This is a genomic window from Pseudomonas sp. 8BK, assembly GCF_902506475.1.
GTDB classification, from domain to species: domain Bacteria; phylum Pseudomonadota; class Gammaproteobacteria; order Pseudomonadales; family Pseudomonadaceae; genus Aquipseudomonas; species Aquipseudomonas anguilliseptica.
In genome coordinates, this window is sequence record NZ_LR733252.1 from 3855878 (window position 1) to 3878080 (window position 22203).

24 protein-coding genes are annotated in these 22203 nt (G+C 59.3%); 2 read left to right on the plus strand and 22 right to left on the minus strand.

The window, feature by feature from the left end; genetic code table 11:
* The first annotated feature begins 139 nt into the window (after window positions 1-139).
* Entirely contained in the window at window positions 140-1810 is a 1671-nt protein-coding gene (leuA, locus tag ACIN8IBEIGE_RS17965; RefSeq protein WP_160015844.1) for a 2-isopropylmalate synthase, read from the plus strand.
* A 15-nt stretch (window positions 1811-1825) separates the two neighbouring features.
* Here the strand turns inward: leuA and ACIN8IBEIGE_RS17970 are convergent, their stop codons facing one another.
* On the minus strand, window positions 1826-2899 hold the full coding sequence (locus ACIN8IBEIGE_RS17970) for an SDR family oxidoreductase (RefSeq protein ID WP_160015845.1): 1074 nt from the start codon (window positions 2897-2899) through the stop codon (window positions 1826-1828).
* Between the two features lie 76 nt (window positions 2900-2975).
* Here ACIN8IBEIGE_RS17970 and ACIN8IBEIGE_RS17975 point away from each other — a divergent pair, with 76 nt between their 5' ends.
* Window positions 2976-3359, plus strand: coding sequence for a MerR family DNA-binding protein (locus tag ACIN8IBEIGE_RS17975; protein WP_160015846.1), 384 nt, complete (start codon window positions 2976-2978; stop codon window positions 3357-3359).
* On the opposite strand, the gene ACIN8IBEIGE_RS17980 is transcribed toward ACIN8IBEIGE_RS17975, so the two are convergent.
* The 21 genes from ACIN8IBEIGE_RS17980 to trmJ form a co-directional block, all read right to left on the minus strand.
* Complete coding sequence (locus ACIN8IBEIGE_RS17980; protein ID WP_160015847.1) at window positions 3356-4156, minus strand: amidohydrolase; 801 nt, start codon at window positions 4154-4156, stop codon at window positions 3356-3358. The genes ACIN8IBEIGE_RS17975 and ACIN8IBEIGE_RS17980 overlap by 4 nt on opposite strands.
* The gene (locus ACIN8IBEIGE_RS17985) at window positions 4144-5292 is read right to left on the minus strand and encodes a pyridoxal phosphate-dependent aminotransferase (protein WP_160015848.1); all 1149 of its coding nucleotides are present in this window, start codon (window positions 5290-5292) and stop codon (window positions 4144-4146) included. The genes ACIN8IBEIGE_RS17980 and ACIN8IBEIGE_RS17985 overlap by 13 nt, the downstream gene beginning before the upstream one ends.
* A 249-nt stretch (window positions 5293-5541) precedes the next feature.
* Window positions 5542-7014, minus strand: a complete 1473-nt coding sequence (gene der / locus ACIN8IBEIGE_RS17990) for a ribosome biogenesis GTPase Der (RefSeq protein ID WP_160015849.1) — start codon at window positions 7012-7014, stop codon at window positions 5542-5544.
* Window positions 7015-7142: 128 nt separating this feature from the next.
* Complete coding sequence (gene bamB / locus ACIN8IBEIGE_RS17995; RefSeq protein WP_160016427.1) at window positions 7143-8294, minus strand: outer membrane protein assembly factor BamB; 1152 nt, start codon at window positions 8292-8294, stop codon at window positions 7143-7145.
* A complete protein-coding gene (locus tag ACIN8IBEIGE_RS18000) occupies window positions 8287-8868 on the minus strand; it encodes a tetratricopeptide repeat protein (RefSeq protein ID WP_372240025.1) in 582 nt (193 codons plus the stop codon). The genes bamB and ACIN8IBEIGE_RS18000 overlap by 8 nt, the downstream gene beginning before the upstream one ends.
* Window positions 8869-8968: 100 nt before the next feature.
* On the minus strand, window positions 8969-10258 hold the full coding sequence (gene hisS / locus ACIN8IBEIGE_RS18005) for a histidine--tRNA ligase (protein WP_160015850.1): 1290 nt from the start codon (window positions 10256-10258) through the stop codon (window positions 8969-8971).
* An 18-nt stretch (window positions 10259-10276) separates the two neighbouring features.
* Window positions 10277-11386 carry a flavodoxin-dependent (E)-4-hydroxy-3-methylbut-2-enyl-diphosphate synthase gene (gene ispG / locus ACIN8IBEIGE_RS18010; protein ID WP_090375496.1) on the minus strand — a complete coding sequence of 370 codons (1110 nt, stop codon included), beginning with the start codon at window positions 11384-11386 and terminating at the stop codon, window positions 10277-10279.
* Window position 11387: 1 nt separating this feature from the next.
* Window positions 11388-12395, minus strand: coding sequence for a RodZ family helix-turn-helix domain-containing protein (locus ACIN8IBEIGE_RS18015; protein WP_160015851.1), 1008 nt, complete (start codon window positions 12393-12395; stop codon window positions 11388-11390).
* Window positions 12395-13153, minus strand: a complete 759-nt coding sequence (gene pilW, locus ACIN8IBEIGE_RS18020) for a type IV pilus biogenesis/stability protein PilW (protein ID WP_160015852.1) — start codon at window positions 13151-13153, stop codon at window positions 12395-12397. The genes ACIN8IBEIGE_RS18015 and pilW overlap by 1 nt, the downstream gene beginning before the upstream one ends.
* A 13-nt stretch (window positions 13154-13166) precedes the next feature.
* Window positions 13167-14315, minus strand: coding sequence for a 23S rRNA (adenine(2503)-C(2))-methyltransferase RlmN (gene rlmN, locus ACIN8IBEIGE_RS18025; RefSeq protein ID WP_160015853.1), 1149 nt, complete (start codon window positions 14313-14315; stop codon window positions 13167-13169).
* A 23-nt stretch (window positions 14316-14338) separates the two neighbouring features.
* The gene (gene ndk, locus ACIN8IBEIGE_RS18030) at window positions 14339-14770 is read right to left on the minus strand and encodes a nucleoside-diphosphate kinase (RefSeq protein ID WP_090248631.1); all 432 of its coding nucleotides are present in this window, start codon (window positions 14768-14770) and stop codon (window positions 14339-14341) included.
* Between the two features lie 94 nt (window positions 14771-14864).
* Window positions 14865-15065: a Fe-S cluster assembly protein IscX gene (gene iscX, locus ACIN8IBEIGE_RS18035; RefSeq protein WP_160015854.1), complete on the minus strand. Its 201-nt coding sequence runs from the start codon at window positions 15063-15065 to the stop codon at window positions 14865-14867.
* 14 nt (window positions 15066-15079) lie between these two features.
* Window positions 15080-15421: an ISC system 2Fe-2S type ferredoxin gene (gene fdx / locus ACIN8IBEIGE_RS18040; protein ID WP_160015855.1), complete on the minus strand. Its 342-nt coding sequence runs from the start codon at window positions 15419-15421 to the stop codon at window positions 15080-15082.
* Window positions 15422-15423: 2 nt separating this feature from the next.
* Complete coding sequence (gene hscA, locus ACIN8IBEIGE_RS18045) at window positions 15424-17289, minus strand: Fe-S protein assembly chaperone HscA (RefSeq protein ID WP_160015856.1); 1866 nt, start codon at window positions 17287-17289, stop codon at window positions 15424-15426.
* 48 nt (window positions 17290-17337) lie between these two features.
* The gene (hscB, locus tag ACIN8IBEIGE_RS18050) at window positions 17338-17859 is read right to left on the minus strand and encodes a co-chaperone HscB (protein WP_160015857.1); all 522 of its coding nucleotides are present in this window, start codon (window positions 17857-17859) and stop codon (window positions 17338-17340) included.
* 7 nt (window positions 17860-17866) lie between these two features.
* Complete coding sequence (gene iscA, locus ACIN8IBEIGE_RS18055; protein WP_090248639.1) at window positions 17867-18190, minus strand: iron-sulfur cluster assembly protein IscA; 324 nt, start codon at window positions 18188-18190, stop codon at window positions 17867-17869.
* A 12-nt stretch (window positions 18191-18202) separates the two neighbouring features.
* Window positions 18203-18589, minus strand: a complete 387-nt coding sequence (gene iscU / locus ACIN8IBEIGE_RS18060; RefSeq protein ID WP_040261926.1) for a Fe-S cluster assembly scaffold IscU — start codon at window positions 18587-18589, stop codon at window positions 18203-18205.
* 47 nt (window positions 18590-18636) lie between these two features.
* Entirely contained in the window at window positions 18637-19851 is a 1215-nt protein-coding gene (locus ACIN8IBEIGE_RS18065; RefSeq protein ID WP_160015858.1) for an IscS subfamily cysteine desulfurase, read from the minus strand.
* Window positions 19852-19899: 48 nt separating this feature from the next.
* A complete protein-coding gene (iscR, locus tag ACIN8IBEIGE_RS18070; protein WP_160015859.1) occupies window positions 19900-20391 on the minus strand; it encodes a Fe-S cluster assembly transcriptional regulator IscR in 492 nt (163 codons plus the stop codon).
* 139 nt (window positions 20392-20530) lie between these two features.
* Complete coding sequence (gene cysE, locus ACIN8IBEIGE_RS18075) at window positions 20531-21307, minus strand: serine O-acetyltransferase (RefSeq protein WP_160015860.1); 777 nt, start codon at window positions 21305-21307, stop codon at window positions 20531-20533.
* Window positions 21300-22070, minus strand: coding sequence for a tRNA (cytosine(32)/uridine(32)-2'-O)-methyltransferase TrmJ (gene trmJ / locus ACIN8IBEIGE_RS18080; RefSeq protein ID WP_160015861.1), 771 nt, complete (start codon window positions 22068-22070; stop codon window positions 21300-21302). The genes cysE and trmJ overlap by 8 nt, the downstream gene beginning before the upstream one ends.
* Window positions 22071-22203: the final 133 nt, after the last annotated feature.

Below are 22203 nucleotides of genomic sequence, written 5' to 3' on the forward strand. Positions count from 1 at the left end.
TATCCTGCTGCGCCAACACGCCAACCTCTGCCTGGTGAGCCAGCGACTGCGTGGCTGAATTTTCACGCCCACGCCCTGCCCTGTTTTCTCAGTTTTTACCCGGCTCGCCGCCTGCAGCCGCGCCACAAGGATCAACACCATGAGCATGCTCAAAGACCCGTCCAGCAAGTACCGTCCATTCACCCCGATCCGCATTCCGGATCGTACCTGGCCGGACAAGATCATCGACCAGGCGCCGATCTGGCTGTCCACCGACCTGCGTGACGGCAACCAGTCGCTGATCGAGCCGATGGATGCCGAGAAGAAGATGCGCTTCTTCAAGTGCCTGCTGGCCGTGGGTTTGAAGGAAATCGAAGTGGGCTTCCCGTCCGCCTCGCAGACCGACTTCGACTTCGTCCGCGAGCTGATCGAGGGCGGCCATATCCCGGATGACGTCACCATCCAAGTGCTGACCCAGGCCCGTGACGACCTGATCGAGCGCACTTTCGAGTCCCTCAAGGGCGCGAAGAAGGCCATCGTCCACTACTACAACGCCTGCGCGCCAAGCTTCCGCAAGATCGTCTTCAACCAGGACAAGGCCGGCGTCAAAGCCATCGCCGTGGCCGCTGGCACCACCATCAAGCGCCTGGCCGACGCCGCGCCGGAAACCCAGTGGGGCTTCGAGTATTCGCCGGAAGTGTTCAGCAGCACCGAAATCGATTTCGCCGTCGAGGTGTGCAACGCGGTGATCGGCGTGTTCCAGCCTACCCCGGCGAACAAGCTGATCCTCAACCTGCCCGCCACCATCGAGTGCGCCACGCCGAACAACTACGCCGACCAGATCGAGTGGTTCGGCCGCCATGTCGACCGCCGCGACAGCGTGCTGATCAGCGTGCACACCCACAATGACCGCGGCACCGGCGTCGCCGCTTCGGAGCTGGCCGTGATGGCCGGTGCTGACCGCGTCGAAGGCTGCCTGTTTGGCAACGGCGAGCGCACCGGCAACGTCTGCCTGGTGACCCTGGCGCTGAACCTCTACACCCAGGGCGTCGACCCACAGTTGGACTTCTCCGACATCGACGCCGTGCGCAAGGTGGTCGAGGACTGCAACCAGATCCCCGTGCATCCGCGTCATCCGTACGTGGGTGACCTGGTGCACACCGCCTTCTCCGGCTCGCACCAGGATGCCATCCGCAAGGGCTTCGCCCAGCAGAAGCAAGATGCCCTCTGGGAAGTGCCGTACCTGCCGATCGACCCGGCCGATATCGGCCGCGATTACGAGGCGGTGATCCGCGTGAACAGCCAGTCCGGCAAGGGCGGCATCACCTTCCTGCTGGAGCAGGAATACGGCATCAACCTGCCGCGTCGTATGCAGATCGAGTTCAGCCAGGTGGTGCAGAAGGAAACCGACCGCCTCGGCCTGGAAATGACTGCTGCGCAAATTTACCAGCTGCTCGAAACCGAGTACCTGCACGCTACTGCGCCTTACGCCCTGAAAGGCCATCGCCTGCAGGAAGAAAACGGCACCAGCGCGGTCGATGTCGAAGTTATCAACGCCGGCGAAACCCAGCACTGGCGCGGGATCGGCAAAGGCCCGCTGGAAGCTCTGGTTGCCGGCCTGCCGGTAGACGTGGAAATCATGGACTACAGCGAACACGCCATCGGCGCCGGCACCAACGCCAAAGCAGCGGCCTATATCGAGCTGCGCGTCAACGGCGGCCGCGCCCTGCACGGCGTGGGCATCGATGAAAACCTCACCACGGCGAGCTTCCGCGCGCTGTTCAGCGCGCTGAACCGGGTGCTCGGCCAGGCCGCCGAACAAGCGGCCTGATCGCCAAGTGAACCGTCAGCCCTGAACGGCTGACGGTTCGTTCACCAGGTAGCGCGCTGTGGCCTGCAAGGCTTGGCCGATATCCGGCCAGTGCAGTTGATGGCGCTGCACCAGGGCCTGGGTCGCGGCAGTATCAAAGCGGGTGGTCTGGATAAAATCCAGCGACTCGGCATCGGTATGCAGCAGGCGCGGCACACCCGGAATTTTCAGCAACACCCGCAGCAGTGGTATCGGCAGATGCCGGCTCGGCGCCTGCACACTCAAGGTGCGGGCCAATTGCTGCAGCATGCCCTGCAGGTTGGGCGTCGCGGCATCCAGGGCGAGGATTTCCTGACCGACCTGCTGCTCATCAAAGGCCGCAGCCAGCATCAATTCGGCAAGAAAATCCACGCTGACCAAGGGTAGCCAGTGCGCTGCCGAACCGGGAATTGCACCAAGTCGCCCCTCGGCCAGATTGTCGATCAACTCCGCCAGCGGCTGCGCCGGCAGGATATGCCCGCTACGGCTATGACCACAGACGGTGGCCGGGTGTACCAGCGTCAGCGGTGCCTGCAACTCAGCCATTCGCGCGCGTACACGAAAATGCGCCTCCAGCTTGCTGCCTTCATACGCCCCTGAGCGACGATAGAGGCGATCCCAGTCGGTCTGTTCGGGGTGCTGCAGGTTCACCCCAATACGCTGCAAATGCCCATGATTGGCCAGCATAAAACCGCCCACCATCAGCAACCGACTGCCTTGCTGCGCCGCCAACTCCGCCACCTGGATCGCACCCTCGACATTGACCTGACGCGCCTGCGCCTGCGACAGCCCCCAGGCGAACTGCACACCCAGGTGAAACACCACCGCCGCATGACGCACCTGTTCACGGGCTGTGGCATCCAACCCCAGCCCTGGCAAGCCCAGGTCACCGGCAACCGCCGTAAGCAGATCGCCGCGCCCGCCCAGTTGCTCGATCTGCTCGCGCAGGGCTGGCAGGCTGTGCGGTCGACGCATCAGCACGCTGACCGAATGACCTTTGCTAGTGAGTAAGGCCAGCAGATGCTGACCGATAAAACCGCTGCCGCCGGTGACAAAACATGGCTGATTCATCGCCAATCCTCCTGAGTCGTTGATGACCCAAGCAGGCTAAACTGTCGAGCACACTCTACAGTCAAGCGAGATTTGCATGCGCATCGGTGAACTGGAAAAACGCAGCGGAGCCAGCCGCCATACCCTGCGTTACTACGAGAGCCTGGGGCTGATCAGCGCCCTGCGCCGCGACAATAATTACCGCGAATACAGCCTGCAGACGTTGCATGATCTGGGCTTTATCCAGCAGGCGCAGAGCATGGGCTTCTCCCTCGGTGAGATAGGCGAAATCCTTAGCGCACGGCGCGAGCAACAACTCGACTGCGCCCAGGGTGCAGCCCTGGTCAGCCGCAAACTGGCCGAGGTGGAGCAGAAGATTGCCGATCTACAGCAGCTGGGCAATTTTCTGCGCAGCGAGAAACTGCGCCTGGAGGCCAGTACGGCCGAACAGGCGGCCTTGATCAAAAATCGCGCACGCTAGCAGGAAGCGCCCAGCATGAACTCGTCGGCATCCAGATGAGCAGGAAAACGTTGCCTATAAGCCACCAGCTCGGCTGCTTTGAGGCTGACACGGAACACCCCATCCGCCGCGCCTGGCTCCAGCAACGGCTCGCCCTGAAAATCCAACACCTGACTATCGCCACTGTAGGCGTGACCTTTACCGTCCTCGCCGACGCGGTTCACTGCCGCGACATAGCAGAGGTTCTCAATGGCCCGAGCCGGCAACAAGCGGTTCCAGTGATTGCGCCGTGCGGCGGGCCAATTGGCGGTGTAGAGCAGCAGGTCAGTACTCCGCGGGTCACGGCTCCACACCGGGAAACGCAGGTCGTAGCAGATCAGCGGGCGCACTTGCCAACCCTTCACCTCCAGCAACACCTGCTGTTCACCCGCGCTGTAGTGCTTGTGTTCGCCGGCCATGCGGAACAGATGGCGCTTGTCGTAATGCGCCACCGTGCCATCCGGGCGCGCCCAGAGCAGACGGTTGCGGTACGAGTCATCGGCCGCCTGGATAATCAAACTGCCGGTAACCACCGCCTGCAGCGCCTGGGCTTGCTCGCGCAGCCACTGACTGGTCGGACCATTTTCCGGCTCAGCCAGGTCGGCGGAGTCCATGGAGAAACCCGTACTGAACATCTCCGGCAGCACGATCAGGTCCGCACCGCGGGCCTGCTCCAGCAGGGAGGCGAAATGCGCACGATTAGCGGCAGGGTCCTGCCAGACTAGGTGGGTCTGGATCAGCGCCAGTTCAAGATCAGGCAACAGGCTTAGATTGCGCATAGTTTATCCGCCGCTTGGCGCAGGGTTTCTTCCCGCTTGGCAAAGCAGAAGCGCACCAAACGCAAGTCCTTGGGTGGCGCCTGGTAGAACACCGAAATCGGAATTGCCGCGACACCTTGCTCGCGGGTCAGCCACTCGGCCATGGCCACATCATCCAGATCAGGGCGAATGGCCGAATAGTCGACCAGCTGGAAAAACGTGCCGGCAGCGCGGGTAAAGTGAAAGCGCGAGGCCGCCAGCAGATCACAGAACAGATCTCGCTTGGCCTGATAGAACGCGGGCAGCTCGTCCACATGCTCAGGATGCTCGGCCATATAGTCGGCCAGCGCCCATTGCAGCGGTGTGACCCCGCAAAAGCTGACGTACTGATGCACCTTGCGTAATTCGGCGCTCAGGGCTGGCGGGGCCACCACATAACCGGTCTTCCAGCCGGTGACGTGGTAGGTCTTGCCGAACGAGCTGACCACCAAGGCGCGCTGATACAGCTCGTCATGGGCCACCACGCTAACGTGGGCCACCCCATCGAACACCAAGTGCTCATACACCTCGTCGCTGATCAGGTAGATGTCGCGCCCACGAATCAGCGCCGCTAGCTGATCCAGCTCGGCGCGGGAAATCAGCGCTCCGCTAGGATTGTGCGGCGTGTTGAGGATGATCAGCCGGGTTCGGTTGCTCAAGGCATCCTGCAGACGCTGCCAGTCGATGGTGAACCCCGGCAACGCCAGTGATACATGTACGCACTGCCCGCCGGCCAGCTCGACCGAGGGCTCGTAGCTGTCATAGCTGGGGTCGAAGACAATCACTTCATCGCCAGGGCGGACCAGCGCCTGGATAGCGCAAAAGATGCCTTGGGTAGCCCCGGGAACGATGGTGATTTCGCTGTCAGCGCTGACACTGCGGCCATAACAGCGCGCAATCTTCGCCGCCACCTGCTCACGCAGGGCTGGCAGGCCAGTCATCGGCGCGTACTGGTTATGCCCGGCCGCGACATGCCGACTGACTGCATCACGTAAGGCCTGCGGGCCATCAAAATCCGGGAAGCCCTGAGACAGATTGAGCGCCCCGGTTTCTGCAGCGAGCTGCGACATGCGGGTAAAAATCGTGATGCCGACATTCGGCAGCTTGCTGATGATCATCGATACAGCATCCGGCTTGAGTGCTAGCAGGCTGTTGAAAGACGTAGCCGAGGTAGGCAAGACAAGGCAAAAACAGGCGAGGAAGCGGAGTTTACGAGCTGTAAATGAGCATTCCGAGCCTGTTTTTAACGCAGTATTGTCAACGCAGGTAGTTTTTCATCAGCCCGGGAGTTATGGCGCAGGATAGCCGATACCCCAGAGACGCAAAAGGCACCCGAGGGTGCCTTTATAGAGCGTTTCAGTCCAAGCTTAGCGCTTGTCTTTGCGCTTCTTCTCGGCCTTCTTGTGGTGGCTCATCAGACGGCGTTTCTTGTTCACCTGACGATCCGTGAGGGTGTTCTTGTTGCCCTCGTACGGGTTCTCACCACCCTTGAACTCGATGCGGATCGGCGTACCGACCAACTTGAGCACGCGGCGGTAGGTGTTTTCCAGGTAGCGGATATAGGACTTGGGCACCGCATCGACCTGGTTGCCGTGGATCACGATCAATGGCGGGTTGGCACCACCCAGGTGGGCGTAGCGCAGCTTGATGCGGCGGTTGTTGACCATGGGCGGCGCGTGGTCGCTGACGGCGTCTTCAAGAATCTGCGTCAGGCGGTTGGTTGGCCAGCGGGTGATCGCCGACTTGAACGAGGCCTGCACCGACTTGTACAGATTACCCACGCCGGTGCCATGCAACGCCGAGATAAAGTGGATATCGGCGAAGTCGACGAAGAACAGCCGACGTTGCAGCTCGGTCTTCACGTAATCACGTTCGCTCGGCTCCATGCCGTCCCACTTGTTCAGGGCAATTACCAGAGCACGGCCGCTTTCCAGGACGAAGCCAAGCAGGTTGAGGTCATGGTCGACCACCCCTTCACGGGCATCCATGACAAACACCACGACGTTGGAGTCCTGAATCGCCTGCAGGGTTTTCACCACCGAGAACTTTTCAACCGCCTCGAAGATCTTGCCGCGGCGGCGCACGCCGGCGGTGTCGATCAGGGTGTACTTCTCGTCATCACGCTCGAATGGAATGTAGATGCTGTCGCGGGTGGTGCCAGCCTGGTCATACACGATGACCCGTTCTTCACCGAGCATGCGGTTGACCAGGGTCGACTTGCCGACGTTGGGTCGGCCGATGATCGCCAGCTTGATGCCATCCTTCTCACTCGGGCCGGGAATGCGTTTGGCTTCCTGACCTTCGAGAACGACTTCTTCTTCCTCGCCCTCTTCCGGCTCGGTGGCATCCTTGGGAAAGGAACCCAGCACGGCTTCGAGCATCTGGGTAATGCCACGACCGTGAGCACCGGCAATCGGCAGGGACTCGCCCATGCCCATACTGGAAAACTCGGCGCGCGCCAGGTCGGCGTCGATGTTGTCGACCTTGTTGATGACCAGGAAGCTGCGTTTGTTACGGCGACGCAAATGCTCCCCAATCATCTGATCGGAAGCAGACAGCCCAGCGCGAGCATCCACCAGGAACAGCACTGCATCAGCCTCTTCGATCGCCTGCAGCGATTGCTCGGCCATCTTCGCGTCAATGCCTTCCTCGTCACCGGAAATACCACCGGTGTCGATGACGATATAGGTTCGCCCCTGCCACTTGGCCTCGCCGTACTGGCGATCACGGGTCAGACCAGACAGGTCGCCGACAATCGCGTCACGGGACTTGGTCAAGCGGTTAAACAGGGTGGACTTGCCAACGTTAGGGCGGCCCACCAGGGCAATTACGGGAACCATTAGGCTCTCCACTTCGTTATTTCAGAAAATACAAAAGCCGCTGCAGAGGCAGCGGCCGGAATTCATTGCACTGGCTATGCTGCACAGCCCTAGGTGCTGTGCAGCATAGCCAAAGCGTCAGCGAGCGATCACTTGATGGTCAGGGCCACCAGATTGCCGCCGTTGCCGTAGGCATACAGCCAATCACCTACAACCAGCGGACGGGCACGCAGGCCGTCACTGTCGATGCGGGTACGGCCGACAAAACGACCGTCCACCTGGCTGACCAGATGCAGGTAGCCCTCGAGATCACCGAACGCGATATAGCTGGAGAACACTTCCGGTGCCGACAACTGGCGGCGAGCCAGGGCATCGTTGCTCCACAGCGCCGAAGCCGAACGCTCGTCGATACCTTCAACGGTGCCGCTGGCCAGGCTTACGTAAACACTGCCGTAACCCTGGGCCACACCGACCGAACTGGACGCTTCACGCTGCCAGAGGATACGACCGCTTTCCAGATCCAGCGCGGCAACACGGCCCTGGTAGCTGACGGCGTATAGGGTACCCGCCGAAAGCAGCAGTCCGCCGTCGATATCGACCACGCGATCCAGTTCCGAGCGACCTTGCGGAACGGCTACGCGCTGCTCCCAGACCGGAATACCGCGCTGAGCGTCCAGCGCAATCACCTTACCGGTGGACAGGCCGGCAATCGCCAGACGATTGGTCAGCACCGGGCTGCCAGTGCCGCGCAGGGTCAGTACCGCCGGAGTGTTCTCGAAGATCCAGCGCTGCTCGCCGGTGTTCATATCCAGAGCAATCAGGCGGTCATCCTGAGTCTGTACCAGCACCACGTCGCCGTTCAGCGCAGGCGGCGCCAACACTTCACTGGTCACGCGGGCGCGCCACTTTTCTTCACCGCTTGCGGTATCGAGAGCGATAATCTCGCCTTTCAGCGTGCCCACTACAACCAGGCCATAGCCTGCACCGACTGCGCCGGACACTGGAAGCTCCAGGTCAGCCTTCCAGATCACCTTGCCGGTCATGCGGTCCATGGCCACAACCAGGCCTTCGACGTCGGCGGCATAGATCTGCTCGCCATCAATCGCCGGTACCAGCATGTTGAAGGACTCGCCCTGGCCATCGCCAATAGAACGACTCCATTCTTTCTGCAGGCTAACCTCTTCCTCAAACTTGGGCAGATCGGCCGGCGGCAGTTCCTTCTTGCTATTGCTGCTGCAACCTACAGCCAGAACGGCCAAGGCCAGCAGTGCGGCATTCTTCCAGCGCATCACGTCACGCATCCCCTTTTGCCAGATCATCCAGCTTCATTTGCAGACCACCGACAGCGGCATCTTCAGACAGCGCAGCCTTGGCTTTTTTGTAGGCGGCGTGCGCATCGTCAGCACGGCCGAGTTGCACCAGCAGGTCACCTTTGAGTTCTTCACGGCTGGCGGCAAAGGCCGGCGCAACCTTGGCATCCAACAGTTTCAGGGCATCTTCGGCCTTGTCCTGCGCAGCCAGCACGCGCGCCAGACGCTGACGGGCCAACTCAGCCAAACTGTCGTCGGCCGGCTTGTCGACAATCGCCTGCAGCTCGCTGACAGCGTCGTCCAGCTTGCCAGCCTCTACCGCAACTTTGGCCACAAACAGACTGCCGTACTGGGCGTAATGGGTACCGGCATAATCTTTTTTCAGCGTATTGGCCAGTTCAGCGACCTTGCTGGCGTCAGGCTTGCCGCTCGGATCAAGCGCAGCTTCGAGCAGCTGCTGATACACCAGCGAAGCACCCTGGGACTGATTAGCCTGATATTTCTGCCAGCCCTGCCAGCCGAACACCACCACCAACGCCAGCGCAACACCGGTCAGCAATGGCATGCCATTGCGCTGCCACCAATCCTTGATTACCGCCAGCTCTTCATCATCAGTACGCGAAACCACCCCAACACTCCTATTCGCTAAATCACTCAACAGGCGCTCAGGCCTGATCGGCGCAGGTCGCCAGATGATCGGCCAATGCCGACCACGCAATACTTTGTTGTTCGCCCTGACCGCGCAGCGGCTTGCAACCTACCACTTGCTGGGCCAATTCGTCTTCACCCAAGATCAAGGCGTACAAGGCGCCACTCTTGTCGGCCTTCTTGAACTGACTCTTGAAGCTACCCGCCCCGGCATTCACCTGCAGACGCAGGTTTGGTAACTGCTCACGCAGACGCTCGCTTAAAGCCAGCGCTGCCAGTTCAGCCGGCTCGCCAAAGGCGCACAGGTAAACGTCGACCGTACGGGCGATTTCAGCCGGTACTTTACCTAGAGTTTCGAGCAACAGCACCAAACGTTCGATGCCCATGGCAAAACCTACGCCTGGCGCAGGCTTGCCGCCCATCTGCTCAACCAGACCGTCGTAGCGGCCGCCGGCGCAAACCGTGCCCTGGGAGCCGAGTTGGTCGGTGACCCACTCGAAGACTGTCTTGCTGTAGTAATCCAGGCCGCGCACCAGTTTGGGATTGATTACGTAAGGCACACCAGCCGCATCCAGACGGGCCTTGAGCCCTTCGAAATGTACGCGTGACTCTTCATCCAGGTAATCCGCCAGTTTCGGCGCATTAACCAGCAGGGCCTGAGTTTCCGGCACTTTGCTGTCCAGTACGCGCAGCGGGTTGCTACCCATACGGCGGCGGCTGTCTTCGTCCAGCTGATCGGCGTGAGCAGTCAGAAACTCAACCAGCGCATCGCGATACACCGCACGCGCGGCACTGGTGCCCAGGCTGTTGAGCTCAAGCTTCACAGCATCGCGGATGCCCAGCAGGCCCCACAGGCGCCAGGTCAGCACGATCAACTCGGCATCAATATCCGGACCGTCGATATTGAATGCTTCCACGCCGATCTGGTGAAACTGACGATAGCGGCCTTTCTGTGGACGCTCGTGACGGAACATCGGACCGATGTACCAGAGCTTCTGCGGCTGCCCACCACCCACCAGGCCATGCTCAAGCACAGCACGCACGCAGGCGGCAGTACCTTCCGGACGCAGGGTCAGAGAGTCACCGTTGCGGTCCTCGAAGGTGTACATCTCTTTTTCAACGATATCGGTGACTTCACCAATCGAGCGCTTGAACAGCTCGGTGAACTCGACGATCGGCATACGAATCTGCCGATAGCCGTAACCGTCCAACAGGCTGGCGACGGTACCTTCAAAATAACGCCAAAGCGGAGTCTGCTCGGGCAGGATGTCGTTCATGCCACGAATGGCTTGCAGGGACTTACTCAATTCAATTCCTTAACGGTGTTAGCTGCGCGCAATCAGAGCGGCGTCAGCAGCGACCTTGTCAGCCGCTTTCTGGCGGATCAGTTTTTCCAACTCATCGACCAGGTTGTCATTGCCCAGCTTAAGCGCCGGTTTGCCATCGATATAGATCAGGTTGGGCGAACCACCGGTCAGCCCGATATGGGCTTCCTTGGCTTCGCCCGGACCATTGACCACACAACCGATCACTGCGACATCCAACGGCACCAGCAGGTCTTCAACGCGCTGCTCCAGCTCGTTCATGGTTTTCACCACATCGAAGTTCTGCCGCGAGCAGCTCGGGCAGGCAATAAAGTTGATACCACGCGAACGCAGGCGCAGGGATTTGAGGATATCGAAACCGACCTTGATCTCTTCCACCGGGTCAGCGGCAAGGGAGATGCGAATAGTGTCGCCAATGCCTTCAGCCAGCAGCATGCCCAGCCCGACCGCTGATTTCACGGTACCCGAACGCAGGCCACCCGCTTCGGTAATGCCCAGGTGCAGAGGCTGCTCGATCTGCTTGGCCAGCAGACGATAGGCTTCGACGGCCATAAATACGTCGGAAGCTTTTACGCTGACTTTGAAGTCTGGGAAATTCAAACGATCCAGGTGCTCAACATGTCGTAGCGCGGATTCGACTAGCGCCGCCGGGGTCGGCTCGCCATATTTCTTCTGCAAATCCTTTTCCAGCGAACCGGCATTTACCCCGATACGAATCGGAATACCTTTGTCACGCGCAGCTTCAACCACCGCGCGCACACGGTCTTCGCGACCAATATTGCCTGGATTGATACGCAAGCAATCGACGCCAAGCTCGGCTACGCGCAAGGCGATCTGGTAGTCAAAGTGAATATCGGCCACCAGCGGCACACGCACCTGCTGTTTGATCTTGCCGAAGGCTTCGGCTGCATCCATATCCGGCACGGAAACCCGCACGATATCGGCGCCGGCATCTTCCAGGCGACGAATCTGCGCCACGGTGGCAGCTACATCATTGGTATCGCTGTTGGTCATGCTCTGCACGGCGATGGGAGCATCACCACCCACCGGCACGGAGCCAACCCAGATTTTGCGTGAAATACGGCGCTTGATCGGTGATTCGCAATGCATGTTACTGCCCACCTAACTTCAGACGTGCGGTCTCACCGGAAATAAAGGGCGCAACATCGACTGGATTGCCATTCAGGCTGACCTGCACGCCACGGGCATAACCCAGACGCAGCTCCAGCGGAGCCTTACCTGCCAGTTGCAGCCTATCGCCTTTACGCTTGAGAGCGCTGAACAACACCTTGCCATTGGCATCGGTCAGTTGTGTCCAGCAATCGGCAGTGAAATTGAGGCTGACAACAGCTTCGCCTGCGGCAGCTTGTACCGGCGCACTCTCAGCTGGTGTAGCAGGGACGGCCTCGGCAGCAGCGGGCTCAGCAGTGACCGGCACGGCGGCCGCAACCGGTGCACTGGCAGTTGCGCCAAGCGCTGATGGCTGCTCAGATTGCGAGGCCAAGGCTGTGACCTCGCTAACGGCAGAATTTGGAACAGCCGCAGCCCCCTCAGACAGCAGCGGCAACGCGGCTTCCGCATCCAACTGGGCAGCTTCCACAGCCTGATCTTCCGGTTCATCCAGCGGATGGATCTGCGTAGTGCCGTCAGCGCCGTCCACCTCGACGTGCTCAAGGCTGGTTGAAGCCAGGTCTTCGGCACGGCGCTCGGCCTGCTCCTGCCACCAAAAGAAGCTCAAGCCGGCCAGGGCCAGCAACAGAACAAAACTGACCATGCGCAAAATGCGCTGCGAGTAGCTCACAGGCTCCTCGATACGCCCCAGGCTGTGCACGCTGCTGCCGGCAGCATCGCTGCCAGTGAACTGATCAAACTCCAGCACCAGGCGGTTCTGATCAACCTCCAGCAACTTGGCGTACGCCCGTACATAACCTCGGGCAAAAGTGTGCCCAGGCAGTTTGTCGAAAGCACCTTGTTCAACCTGACTCAAGCGCTGCGGGGTCAGATTCAACTGCGCAGCAACCTCGGCAATGGTCCAACCGCGGCTCTCACGAGCCTTGCGCAAAGTCTCACCCGGATTAATGCGGGGAACTGCTAGCACTTCTGGATGCGCCGCTTTCATCATTGCTCCGACAGGTATTGCTGATATTCCGGCGTGCCCGGATAAAGTCGCTTCAACTGCAAACCCAGGCTCGCGGCATTGTCGCGCTCCTCGAAAATCTTCGCCAAACGCACCCCCAAGAGCAGGCTGCGAGCATCTGGCTGGGCCAGCACCATATAGCTTTCGTAATAGCCGCGCGCGGGAACGTACTGCTTATCCTCATAGGACAGCTGTGCCATTTCAATCAAGGCGCGAGGCCGCCGACTATTCAACCGTAGCGAACGCTCAAAGTAGGCCTTAGCCTGCTCACGTTGCTTGAGTTGTAATGAGGTCAATCCGAGGTTTTCAAACACCCGCGAACGCTCCGGGTAAAGAGTGTCCTGAGCAGCCTGGGTATAGTGCTTGAGCGCTTCCGGATAACGCCGCTGTTCGAACAGAAAACTGCCGTAGTTATTCAACAAACGGGCATCGTCACTGCGTTGCGATAGAGCTTTGCGGTAGTGATCGTCAGCCAGCTTGGGCTCCATTTCAATCTGGAACACCAAGGCCAAAGCCGCGTGGGCATCAGCGTCTGAAGAGTCGAGTTCCAGAGCTTTTTTCAACGGTATTTTGGCGCGCTCGGTTTCGCCTTGCTGCAGATAACCAATGCCTAGTTTGGTATAAGCATCGCGTGCTTCGTCGCGACCCTTTCCGGTTTTCATCGGATCGACATTACCGGTTGTAACGCAACCGACTAACAGACTGGCGGCCAACAGCAATAAAGCGGGACGCAAGGTCATGGGTATCCTCCCCTCAGGTTCGATTGGCGGCGGAACTCGGCACTTCGGCCTCGCTACTCAATTCACGCACAGCAATATAGCGTTCACTACGGCGGGTGCGGTCCATAACCTGGCCGACCAACTGGCCACAAGCCGCATCAATGTCCTCACCACGGGTGGTGCGCACGGTGACATTGTGCCCGGCTTTGTGCAGCAGGTCCTGGAAACGGCGAATGGCATTGTTGCTCGGCCGCTCGTAGCCGGAGTGGGGGAAGGGATTAAACGGAATCAGGTTGATCTTGCAAGGCACATCTTTGAGAAGTGCGATCATTTCCTCAGCGTGCTCGGTCTTATCGTTTACATCCTTGAGCAGGGTGTATTCGATTGTCAGCACGCGTTTCTCGCCGAGGCGCGAGACATAACGCTTGCACGCCGCCAGCAGCATTTCCAGCGGGTACTTCTTGTTGATCGGTACCAGCTGATTGCGCAGTGCATCATTTGGCGCATGCAGTGACAGAGCCAGGGACACATCGATCACTTCGCCGAGTTTGTCGATCATCGGCACTACGCCCGAGGTTGACAACGTCACCTTGCGTTTGGAAATGCCATAACCGAGGTCGTCCATCATGATTTTCATGGCGGCGACAACGTTGTCGAAGTTCAGTAGCGGCTCACCCATACCCATCATCACTACGTTGGTGATGGCACGGTCGATCTTCGCCGGCACGCTGCCGAACGACTTGTTGGCGATCCACACCTGACCGATCACTTCGGCGGCGCTCAGATCGCTGTTAAAACCTTGCTTGCCAGTCGAGCAGAAACTGCAATCCAGTGCGCATCCGGCCTGCGACGACACACACAAGGTGCCTCGCGTGCCCTGAGGGATATACACGGTTTCTACGCAACTGCCTGACGCCACCCGCACAACCCACTTGCGCGTGCCATCAGTAGAAATATCTTCGCTGACCACTTCCGGGCCGCGGATTTCAGCACAGGCCTTGAGCTTTTCGCGCAAGACCTTGCTGACGTTACTCATGGCATCAAAATCATCGATGCCAAAGTGGTGAATCCATTTCATCATCTGCCCGGCACGGAAACGCTTTTCCCCGATGCTTTCGAAGAATTGTTCCATTTCTGCCAAGGTCATACCCAGCAGATTGATTTTACCGGTAGCTTCAGTCATGGCTTCACCCTCACCCGATTCGCTTAGCGAATACGTGCGCAAACTTCGGTGGCAGCGAAGAAGTAAGCAATTTCGCGGGCAGCGGAGGCTTCCGAGTCGGAACCGTGAACAGCGTTTTCGTCGATGGAAACGGCGAAATCAGCACGAATGGTGCCGGCAGCTGCTTCTTTAGGGTTGGTAGCGCCCATCAGCTCACGGTTAGCCAGAACAGCGTTTTCGCCTTCCAGAACCTGAACGATAACCGGACCGGAGGTCATGAAAGCAACCAGGTCCTTGAAGAAGCCGCGCTCGCTGTGCTCAGCGTAGAAGCCAGCTGCTTCGCGCTCGGACAGTTGAACCATTTTCGAGGCAACGACGCGCAGGCCGGCCTTTTCGAAACGAGTAGTGATCTCGCCAACAACGTTTTTAGCAACGGCATCAGGCTTGATGATGGAGAAAGTGCGTTGAACAGCCATGTGAAACTCCAGAAACAATGATTAAAGCGAAAAATTAAACCCGCGAATTATACGCGGGTTCCGGTTAAATGCGTAGGCCAGGCCAAAAGGCCAGTTAATCCGCCTCGTCGATCCAAGCTGCCTGAATGGCTTCAAGCACCTTCTCGCCGCCGCGCTGAGGATCGTCGCTGAACTCCGGCAACGCCAGAATCCACTTATGCAGATCGACAAAGTTTACGTAACGAGGGTCTACCTCAGGCTTTGATTCCGCCAACTGAATGGCGATTTCCAGAACATCAACCCACTTCAGACTCATAACAACTCCTTGAATCAGTGCGGCGCTTCGGCGGCGTGGTTGAGCGAGTACTTGGGTATTTCCACAGTCAGGTCTTCATCACCGACAACCGCCTGACAGGACAAGCGCGACTGAGCCTCAAGCCCCCAAGCCTTGTCGAGCATGTCCTCTTCCAGCTCATCGGCCTCAGCCAGAGAATCAAAACCTTCACGAATGATGCAGTGACAGGTCGTGCAGGCGCATACACCGCCACAGGCGCTTTCGATCTCAATATGGTGCTCGTGCGCCACTTCAAGCACCGACGTGCCTGGCGCGACGTCGACCACCAGCCCTTCCGGACACAGCACCGCGTGAGGCAGAAAAATGATCTGCGGCATGCTTATTCCTCAATCTCATCAAGACTACGGCCCGCCAGTGCGGCCTTGACCGTGGCATCCAGACGACGCGCGGCAAAAGCGTCAGTCACCTGGGTCAAACGTTTGGTTTGCTGCTCAATCGCCAAGCCATCAGTGCCGGTCATCAAGTCACGCAACTGGTCTATCTGTGCATCGATTGCCAGGCGCTCATCGGCATCCAGCAAGCGCTCACCATCGGCCAGCAACGCGGCCTCAACAGCTTCCAGCAGACGCTGGGCATCGACCTGCTGCTCGCGCAGTACGCGGGCAACTTTGTCATCACCAGCGTTCTTGAAGGAATCCTGCAGCATGCGGGCGACTTCGCCATCCGTCAGTCCATAGGACGGCTTGACTTGGATACTCGCCTCGACCCCCGAAGCCAGCTCACGCGCAGCGACGCTAAGCAGGCCATCGGCATCAACCTGGAAGGTCACGCGAATCTTCGCCGCACCCGCCACCATCGGTGGAATGCCACGCAATTCGAAGCGTGCCAACGAGCGGCAATCACTAATCAGCTCACGCTCACCCTGCAGAACATGAACCATCATGGCCGTCTGGCCATCTTTATAAGTGGTGAAGTCCTGAGCACGAGCAACCGGGATCGTGGTATTGCGCGGAATCACCTTCTCCATCAGACCGCCCATGGTTTCCAGGCCGAGCGACAGCGGAATCACATCCAGCAGCAGCAACTCTTCGCCATCACCGCGTTTGTTACCGGCCAGAGCATCGGCCTGAATCGCCGCCCCAATGGCGACCACCTGATCGGGGTCGATATCGGTCAGCGGCTCACGAGCAAACAATTCAGCAACTGCCTGACGCACACGCGGCACACGGGTAGAACCACCAACCATAACCACCGCTTCAACTTCATCCAGCTCAATACCGGCATCACGCACCGCACGGCGGCAGGCCTTGAGGCTGCGCGCCAGCATGGGCTCGATCAGCGCATCGAACTGCTCACGACTCAACTGCCCTGCCCAGCCGGCATAGCTGAGACTTGCCGAAGCGCTGTCGGTCAGCGCCTCTTTAGCGGCACACGCGACTTCCAGCAAAAGGCGCTGCTGTGTTGGATCGAGGTCAGAGGAAATCCCAGCCTGCTCAACTATCCAGCCGGCAATGGCGTGGTCGAAGTCATCACCGCCCAGAGCGCTGTCGCCGCCGGTCGCCAGCACTTCAAACACACCGCCAGTCAGGCGCAGCACGGAAATATCGAAGGTACCGCCACCCAGATCATAAATAGCAACCACACCCTCGGCATGCTGATCCAGGCCATAGGCGACAGCTGCAGCCGTCGGCTCGTTGAGCAAGCGAAGCACATTCAGCCCGGCCAGACGCGCGGCATCCTTGGTGGCCTGCCGCTGCGAATCATCGAAATAGGCTGGCACCGTGATCACCGCACCGACCAGCTCACCACCGAGGGTCGCTTCAGCGCGCTGACGCAACACCTTGAGAATATCCGCCGAGACTTCAACCGGGCTTTTCGGCCCCTGCACGGTCTCGATAAACGGCATATGCGACTCACCGCCGACAAAGCAATACGGCAGCTGCTCACCGAGCTGCTTCACGTCCGCCAGGCCGCGCCCCATCAGACGCTTGACCGACAGCACAGTATTCAATGGATCGCCCGACGCTGCCGCTTTGGCGACTTCGCCCACTTCAACCCGATCAGCGTGATAGCGCACGGCGGACGGCAGAATGACCTGCCCGACAGCATCGGCCAGCGGCTCGGAAAGACCGCTACGCACGGCAGCGACCAGCGAATTGGTAGTACCCAGATCAATCCCCACCGCCAGTCGACGCTGGTGTGGCTGGGGGCTTTGTCCGGGCTCAGCGATCTGCAGTAAGGCCATGATTAATCAGTGCTTAGGTATCAGGAGCGCCATGCAGGCACCCCAGCGTTAATCGTCGAGGCGCTCTTCCAGCTGGCGAACCTCGTGAGAGAGCTTGTCGAGAAACTGCATGCGACGCATCAGGCGCTCGGCCTCTTCGCGCCGCGAGGCATCATCCCAACAAACGGCAAAACTGTCGTTGAGCTCATCCTGAGCCACTTTCAAACGCCGCTTGAACTGCGCCACGCCAGCCAGGTCGGCACTGTCGTGCAGATCCTCCAGCTCTTCGCGCAGCTGCATCTGCTGTAGCAGGAAATCCGGATCCTGCACCGTCACCTCAAGCGGTAGCTCAGGGCCGCGCAGCGCCAGCAGATAACGCGCTCGCCGCGACGCGCTCTTGAGTGTACTGTAAGCCTCATTGAGACTAGCGGACTGTTCCAGAGCCAGGCGCTGCTCGCGCTCGGAAGCATCAGCAAAGCGGTCCGGATGGACATTGCGCGCCAGCTCGCGATAACGCACGGCTAGCTGATCAAGATCCAGGCGGAAGCCTGGCTGCAGGTCAAACAAAGCAAAGTGACAAGGACTGCCCACACACGCCTCAGATATTGAAGCTTTCGCCGCAGCCACATTCGCCGCGCACGTTCGGGTTGTTGAACTTGAAGCCTTCGTTCAACCCTTCTTTGACGAAGTCGAGCTCGGTGCCATCGAGGTAGACCAGGCTCTTGGGATCGATGATCACCTTGACGCCATGATTCTCGAACACCTGATCTTCGCTGGCGGCCTCATCGACAAACTCCAGCACATAGGCCAAGCCGGAGCAGCCCGTGGTGCGCACACCCAGGCGAATACCTTCGCCCTTACCGCGACCCTCAAGAGAGCGACGCACGTGCTGAGCGGCAGCTTCGGTCATGCTGATAGCCATCGACAAACCTCCTTAAAGCAAGCCTTTCTTCTGCTTGTAATCGCGCACAGCAGCCTTGATAGCGTCTTCGGCGAGTACCGAGCAGTGAATTTTCACCGGTGGCAGAGCCAACTCCTCGGCCAACTGGGTGTTCTTGATGGTTTCAGCCTCGTCCAGGGTCTTACCCTTCATCCACTCAGTAGCGAGGGAACTGGAGGCGATTGCCGAACCGCAGCCATAGGTCTTGAACTTGGCGTCTTCAATCACGCCCTGCTCGTTGACCTTGATCTGCAGGCGCATCACATCGCCGCAAGCCGGTGCGCCGACCATGCCGGTGCCAACGTCCGGGTCTTCCGCATCCATCTTGCCGACATTGCGCGGGTTTTCGTAATGGTCAATGACCTTTTCACTGTAAGCCATGCTGGTATTCCTTCCTCATCAGAGAGTCGCTCTTGCTCGGCGACTACTTAGTGCGCCGCCCACTCGATCTTGGAGATGTCGACACCGTCTTTGTACATATCCCACAGCGGCGACAATTCGCGCAGCTTGGTGACCGCCTCGCAAACCTTCTGCGCGGCGTAATCGACCTCTTCATCAGTGGTGAAACGGCCGAAGGTAAAACGAATGGAACTGTGTGCCAGCTCGTCATTGCGGCCCAGGGCGCGCAACACGTAGGACGGTTCCAGCGAAGCCGAGGTGCAGGCCGAACCGGACGAAACCGCCAGATCCTTGAGTGCCATGATCAGCGACTCTCCCTCAACGTAGTTGAAGCTGAGATTGAGGTTGTGCGGTACACGAGCGCTCATGCTGCCATTGATGTACAGCTCTTCCAGGCCATCGACCTGCTTGAAGAAACGCTCACGCAGGGCCAGGATGCGCTGGTTTTCCTGGGCCATTTCTTCCTTGGCGATACGGAACGCTTCACCCATACCGACGCACTGGTGAGTCGCCAGGGTGCCGGAACGCATACCACGCTCATGACCACCACCATGGGTCTGGGCTTCCAGGCGCACACGCGGCTTGCGACGCACAAACAGCGCACCAACGCCTTTCGGACCATAGGTTTTGTGCGCGGAGAAGGACATCAGATCGACCTTGAGCGACTCCAGGTCGATCGCCACTTTGCCGGTGGACTGCGCCGCATCAACATGCAGGAACACGCCGCGCGAGCGGGTCAGCTCGCCGATTGCCGCGATGTCATTGATGGTTCCGATTTCATTGTTCACGTGCATGACCGACACCAGAATGGTGTCCTCACGCAGCGCCGCCTCGATCATGGCAGGAGTAATCAGGCCATCTTCACCAGGTTCGATATAGGTCACTTCGAAGCCTTCGCGCTCAAGCTGGCGCATGGTATCCAGCACGGCTTTGTGCTCGATCTTCGAGGTGATCAGGTGCTTACCTTTGCTCTTGTAGAAGTCGGCGATGCCTTTGATTGCCAGGTTGTTGGACTCGGTCGCACCGGAGGTCCAGACAATCTCACGCGGGTCGGCATTGACCAGCTCAGCCACTTGGCGGCGAGCATTCTCAACAGCCTCTTCGGCCTTCCAGCCAAACACGTGGGAGCGTGACGCCGGGTTGCCGAAGTTACCGTCGACCAGCAGGCATTCGCTCATTTTTTGCGCAACACGCGGATCAACCGGCGTGGTGGCGGAATAATCGAGGTAAATCGGCAACTTCATCAACTTTCTCCTAATCAGGTATCAGGCCAGCTAGCCAGCGCCTTGCGCTCAATCGACGGCGGACGTTTCGATCTTATCCGGGTACGGCGTCCTGCCATTGCAGCGGCGCTGATCCTGGCGCTGGGCAACTTCCTGCACTTCACGACGGGTCACCAAGTCAGCGAGACTGATGCCACTTAGAAATTCGTGTATCTGCTGGCTGAGGTCACACCACAAGTGGTGAGTCAGACAGGTATCACCCGCATGACAATCACCCTGCCCCTGGCAGCGAGTAGCATCGACCGACTCATTGACCGCATCGATCACCTCAGCCACCTGAATCCCCTGCATATCACGCGACAGCTGGTAACCGCCCCCAGGCCCACGCACGCTGGACACCAGATTGCCACGACGCAACTTGGCAAATAGCTGCTCCAGGTAGGAAAGGGAAATCCCCTGCCGCTCGGAGATATCAGCCAAAGACACCGGCCCACGCTGAGCGTGCAACGCCAGATCAAGCATGGCGGTGACGGCGTAACGGCCTTTGGTGGTTAATCGCATAAGGGTTTACCGCATGATCGCAATATGCCGCGAGTATGCAATTCCCGAGCATTTAAGTCAACTATAAGACCTAGCGCTTTAGTCGGGATTAGTCAGGCTGGAGGGCGCGCAGCATAGCAAAATGCGCGCCCCCGCACCATCAAGCCGCAGGCTTGTCTGCGTCTTTGACCACGCCAGCGAAGTCCTCGTCACGCAGCTGCGGCAAATCCTTGGCGCAGTAGTCACTGCCCAAGGATTTGAGCGCGCCGCACATGCCTTCCAGGCGCCCATCCACCGCATGCAGGTGATCAAGCAGCTGACCAATGGCACGCGCTACCGGATCCGGCATGTCCTGACTCACGCCATAGGCATCGAAACCAAGCTTCTCGGCAATCGCCTGACGCTTGGCCTCCTGCTCATCATCGGTTTTGACAATGACCCGCCCAGGAATACCGACCGCCGTAGCACCCGCCGGCACCTCTTTGGTCACCACAGCATTGGAGCCGATCTTCGCGCCCGCACCGACCGTGAACGGCCCCAGCACCTTGGCACCAGCGCCCACCACCACACCATCTTCCAACGTTGGATGGCGCTTACCCTTGTTCCAGCTAGTTCCGCCCAGGGTCACTCCTTGATAAAGGGTGACGTCATTGCCGATTTCGGCGGTTTCACCAATGACAATGCCCATACCGTGGTCGATAAAGAAGCGTCGACCGATTTTCGCGCCAGGATGGATTTCGATGCCGGTCATCCAGCGCCCAAAGTTAGACACCACGCGCGCCAGCCACTTCCAGCCACTGCCCCACAGCGCATGCGCCACGCGATGCAGCCAGACCGCATGCAACCCCGGATAGCAAGTGACCACCTCAAAGGCATTACGCGCCGCCGGGTCGCGATGAAATACGCTCTGGATATCCTCTTGCATGCGCTCAAACATCTGCCTTCTCCTGCCTAGGGTGCTCGCCACGCGCCGCCTTGATGGTTTCCGTCAAGATACCGCGCAAGATATTCATTTCCAGCTTGCTCACTGCACTACGCCCATACAAGCGACGCAGGCGACTCATCAGATGCCGCGGCTTGGCAGGATCAAGAAACCTGATCTCAACCAGCGCCTGCTCAAGGTGACGATAAAACGATTCCAGCTCATCCGCAGCAACCGGCTCTTCATCCGGATCGACGACCGCAGACTGCTTGACTGGCTGCCCCTCAGCTGCCAGCCAGGCCATACGCACTTCGTAAGCCAGCACCTGTACCGCCGCCGCCAAATTCAACGAACTGAACGCCGGATCGGAGGGAATATGCACATGATAGTGACAGCGCTGCAGCTCCTCATTGGTCAGACCGGCATACTCGCGCCCAAACACCAAGGCAACCTGCGCACCTTGCTGCGCCAGCTCGCACGCCGCCACACCACATTCACGCGGCTCGAGCATCGGCCAGGGAATATGCCGATCCCGCGCACTGGTGCCCATTACCAGACGGCAACCGACCAGCGCTGCCTCAAGCGTGGCCACCACCTGCGCCGCATCGAGAATATCAGTAGCGCCAGAGGCCCTAGCCACCGCGTCTTCGCTCGGAAAATCCCGCGGATCAACCAGCACCAACTGCGACAACCCCATGTTTTTCATGGCCCGCGCCGCGCCACCGATATTGCCCGGATGACTGGTACCGACCAACACAACGCGAATATTTTCCAGCAACGCAAACGCTCACAGACAAGGCTTAGAGGGGCAAATCTTACAGAAGCCACCCGCCTTGCGCCACGCAAGGCGCAGGTTGCACTTCAACCGCCGGGCTTTTCTGCTAGAATGGCCGGCTTTCTTTAACGACCCA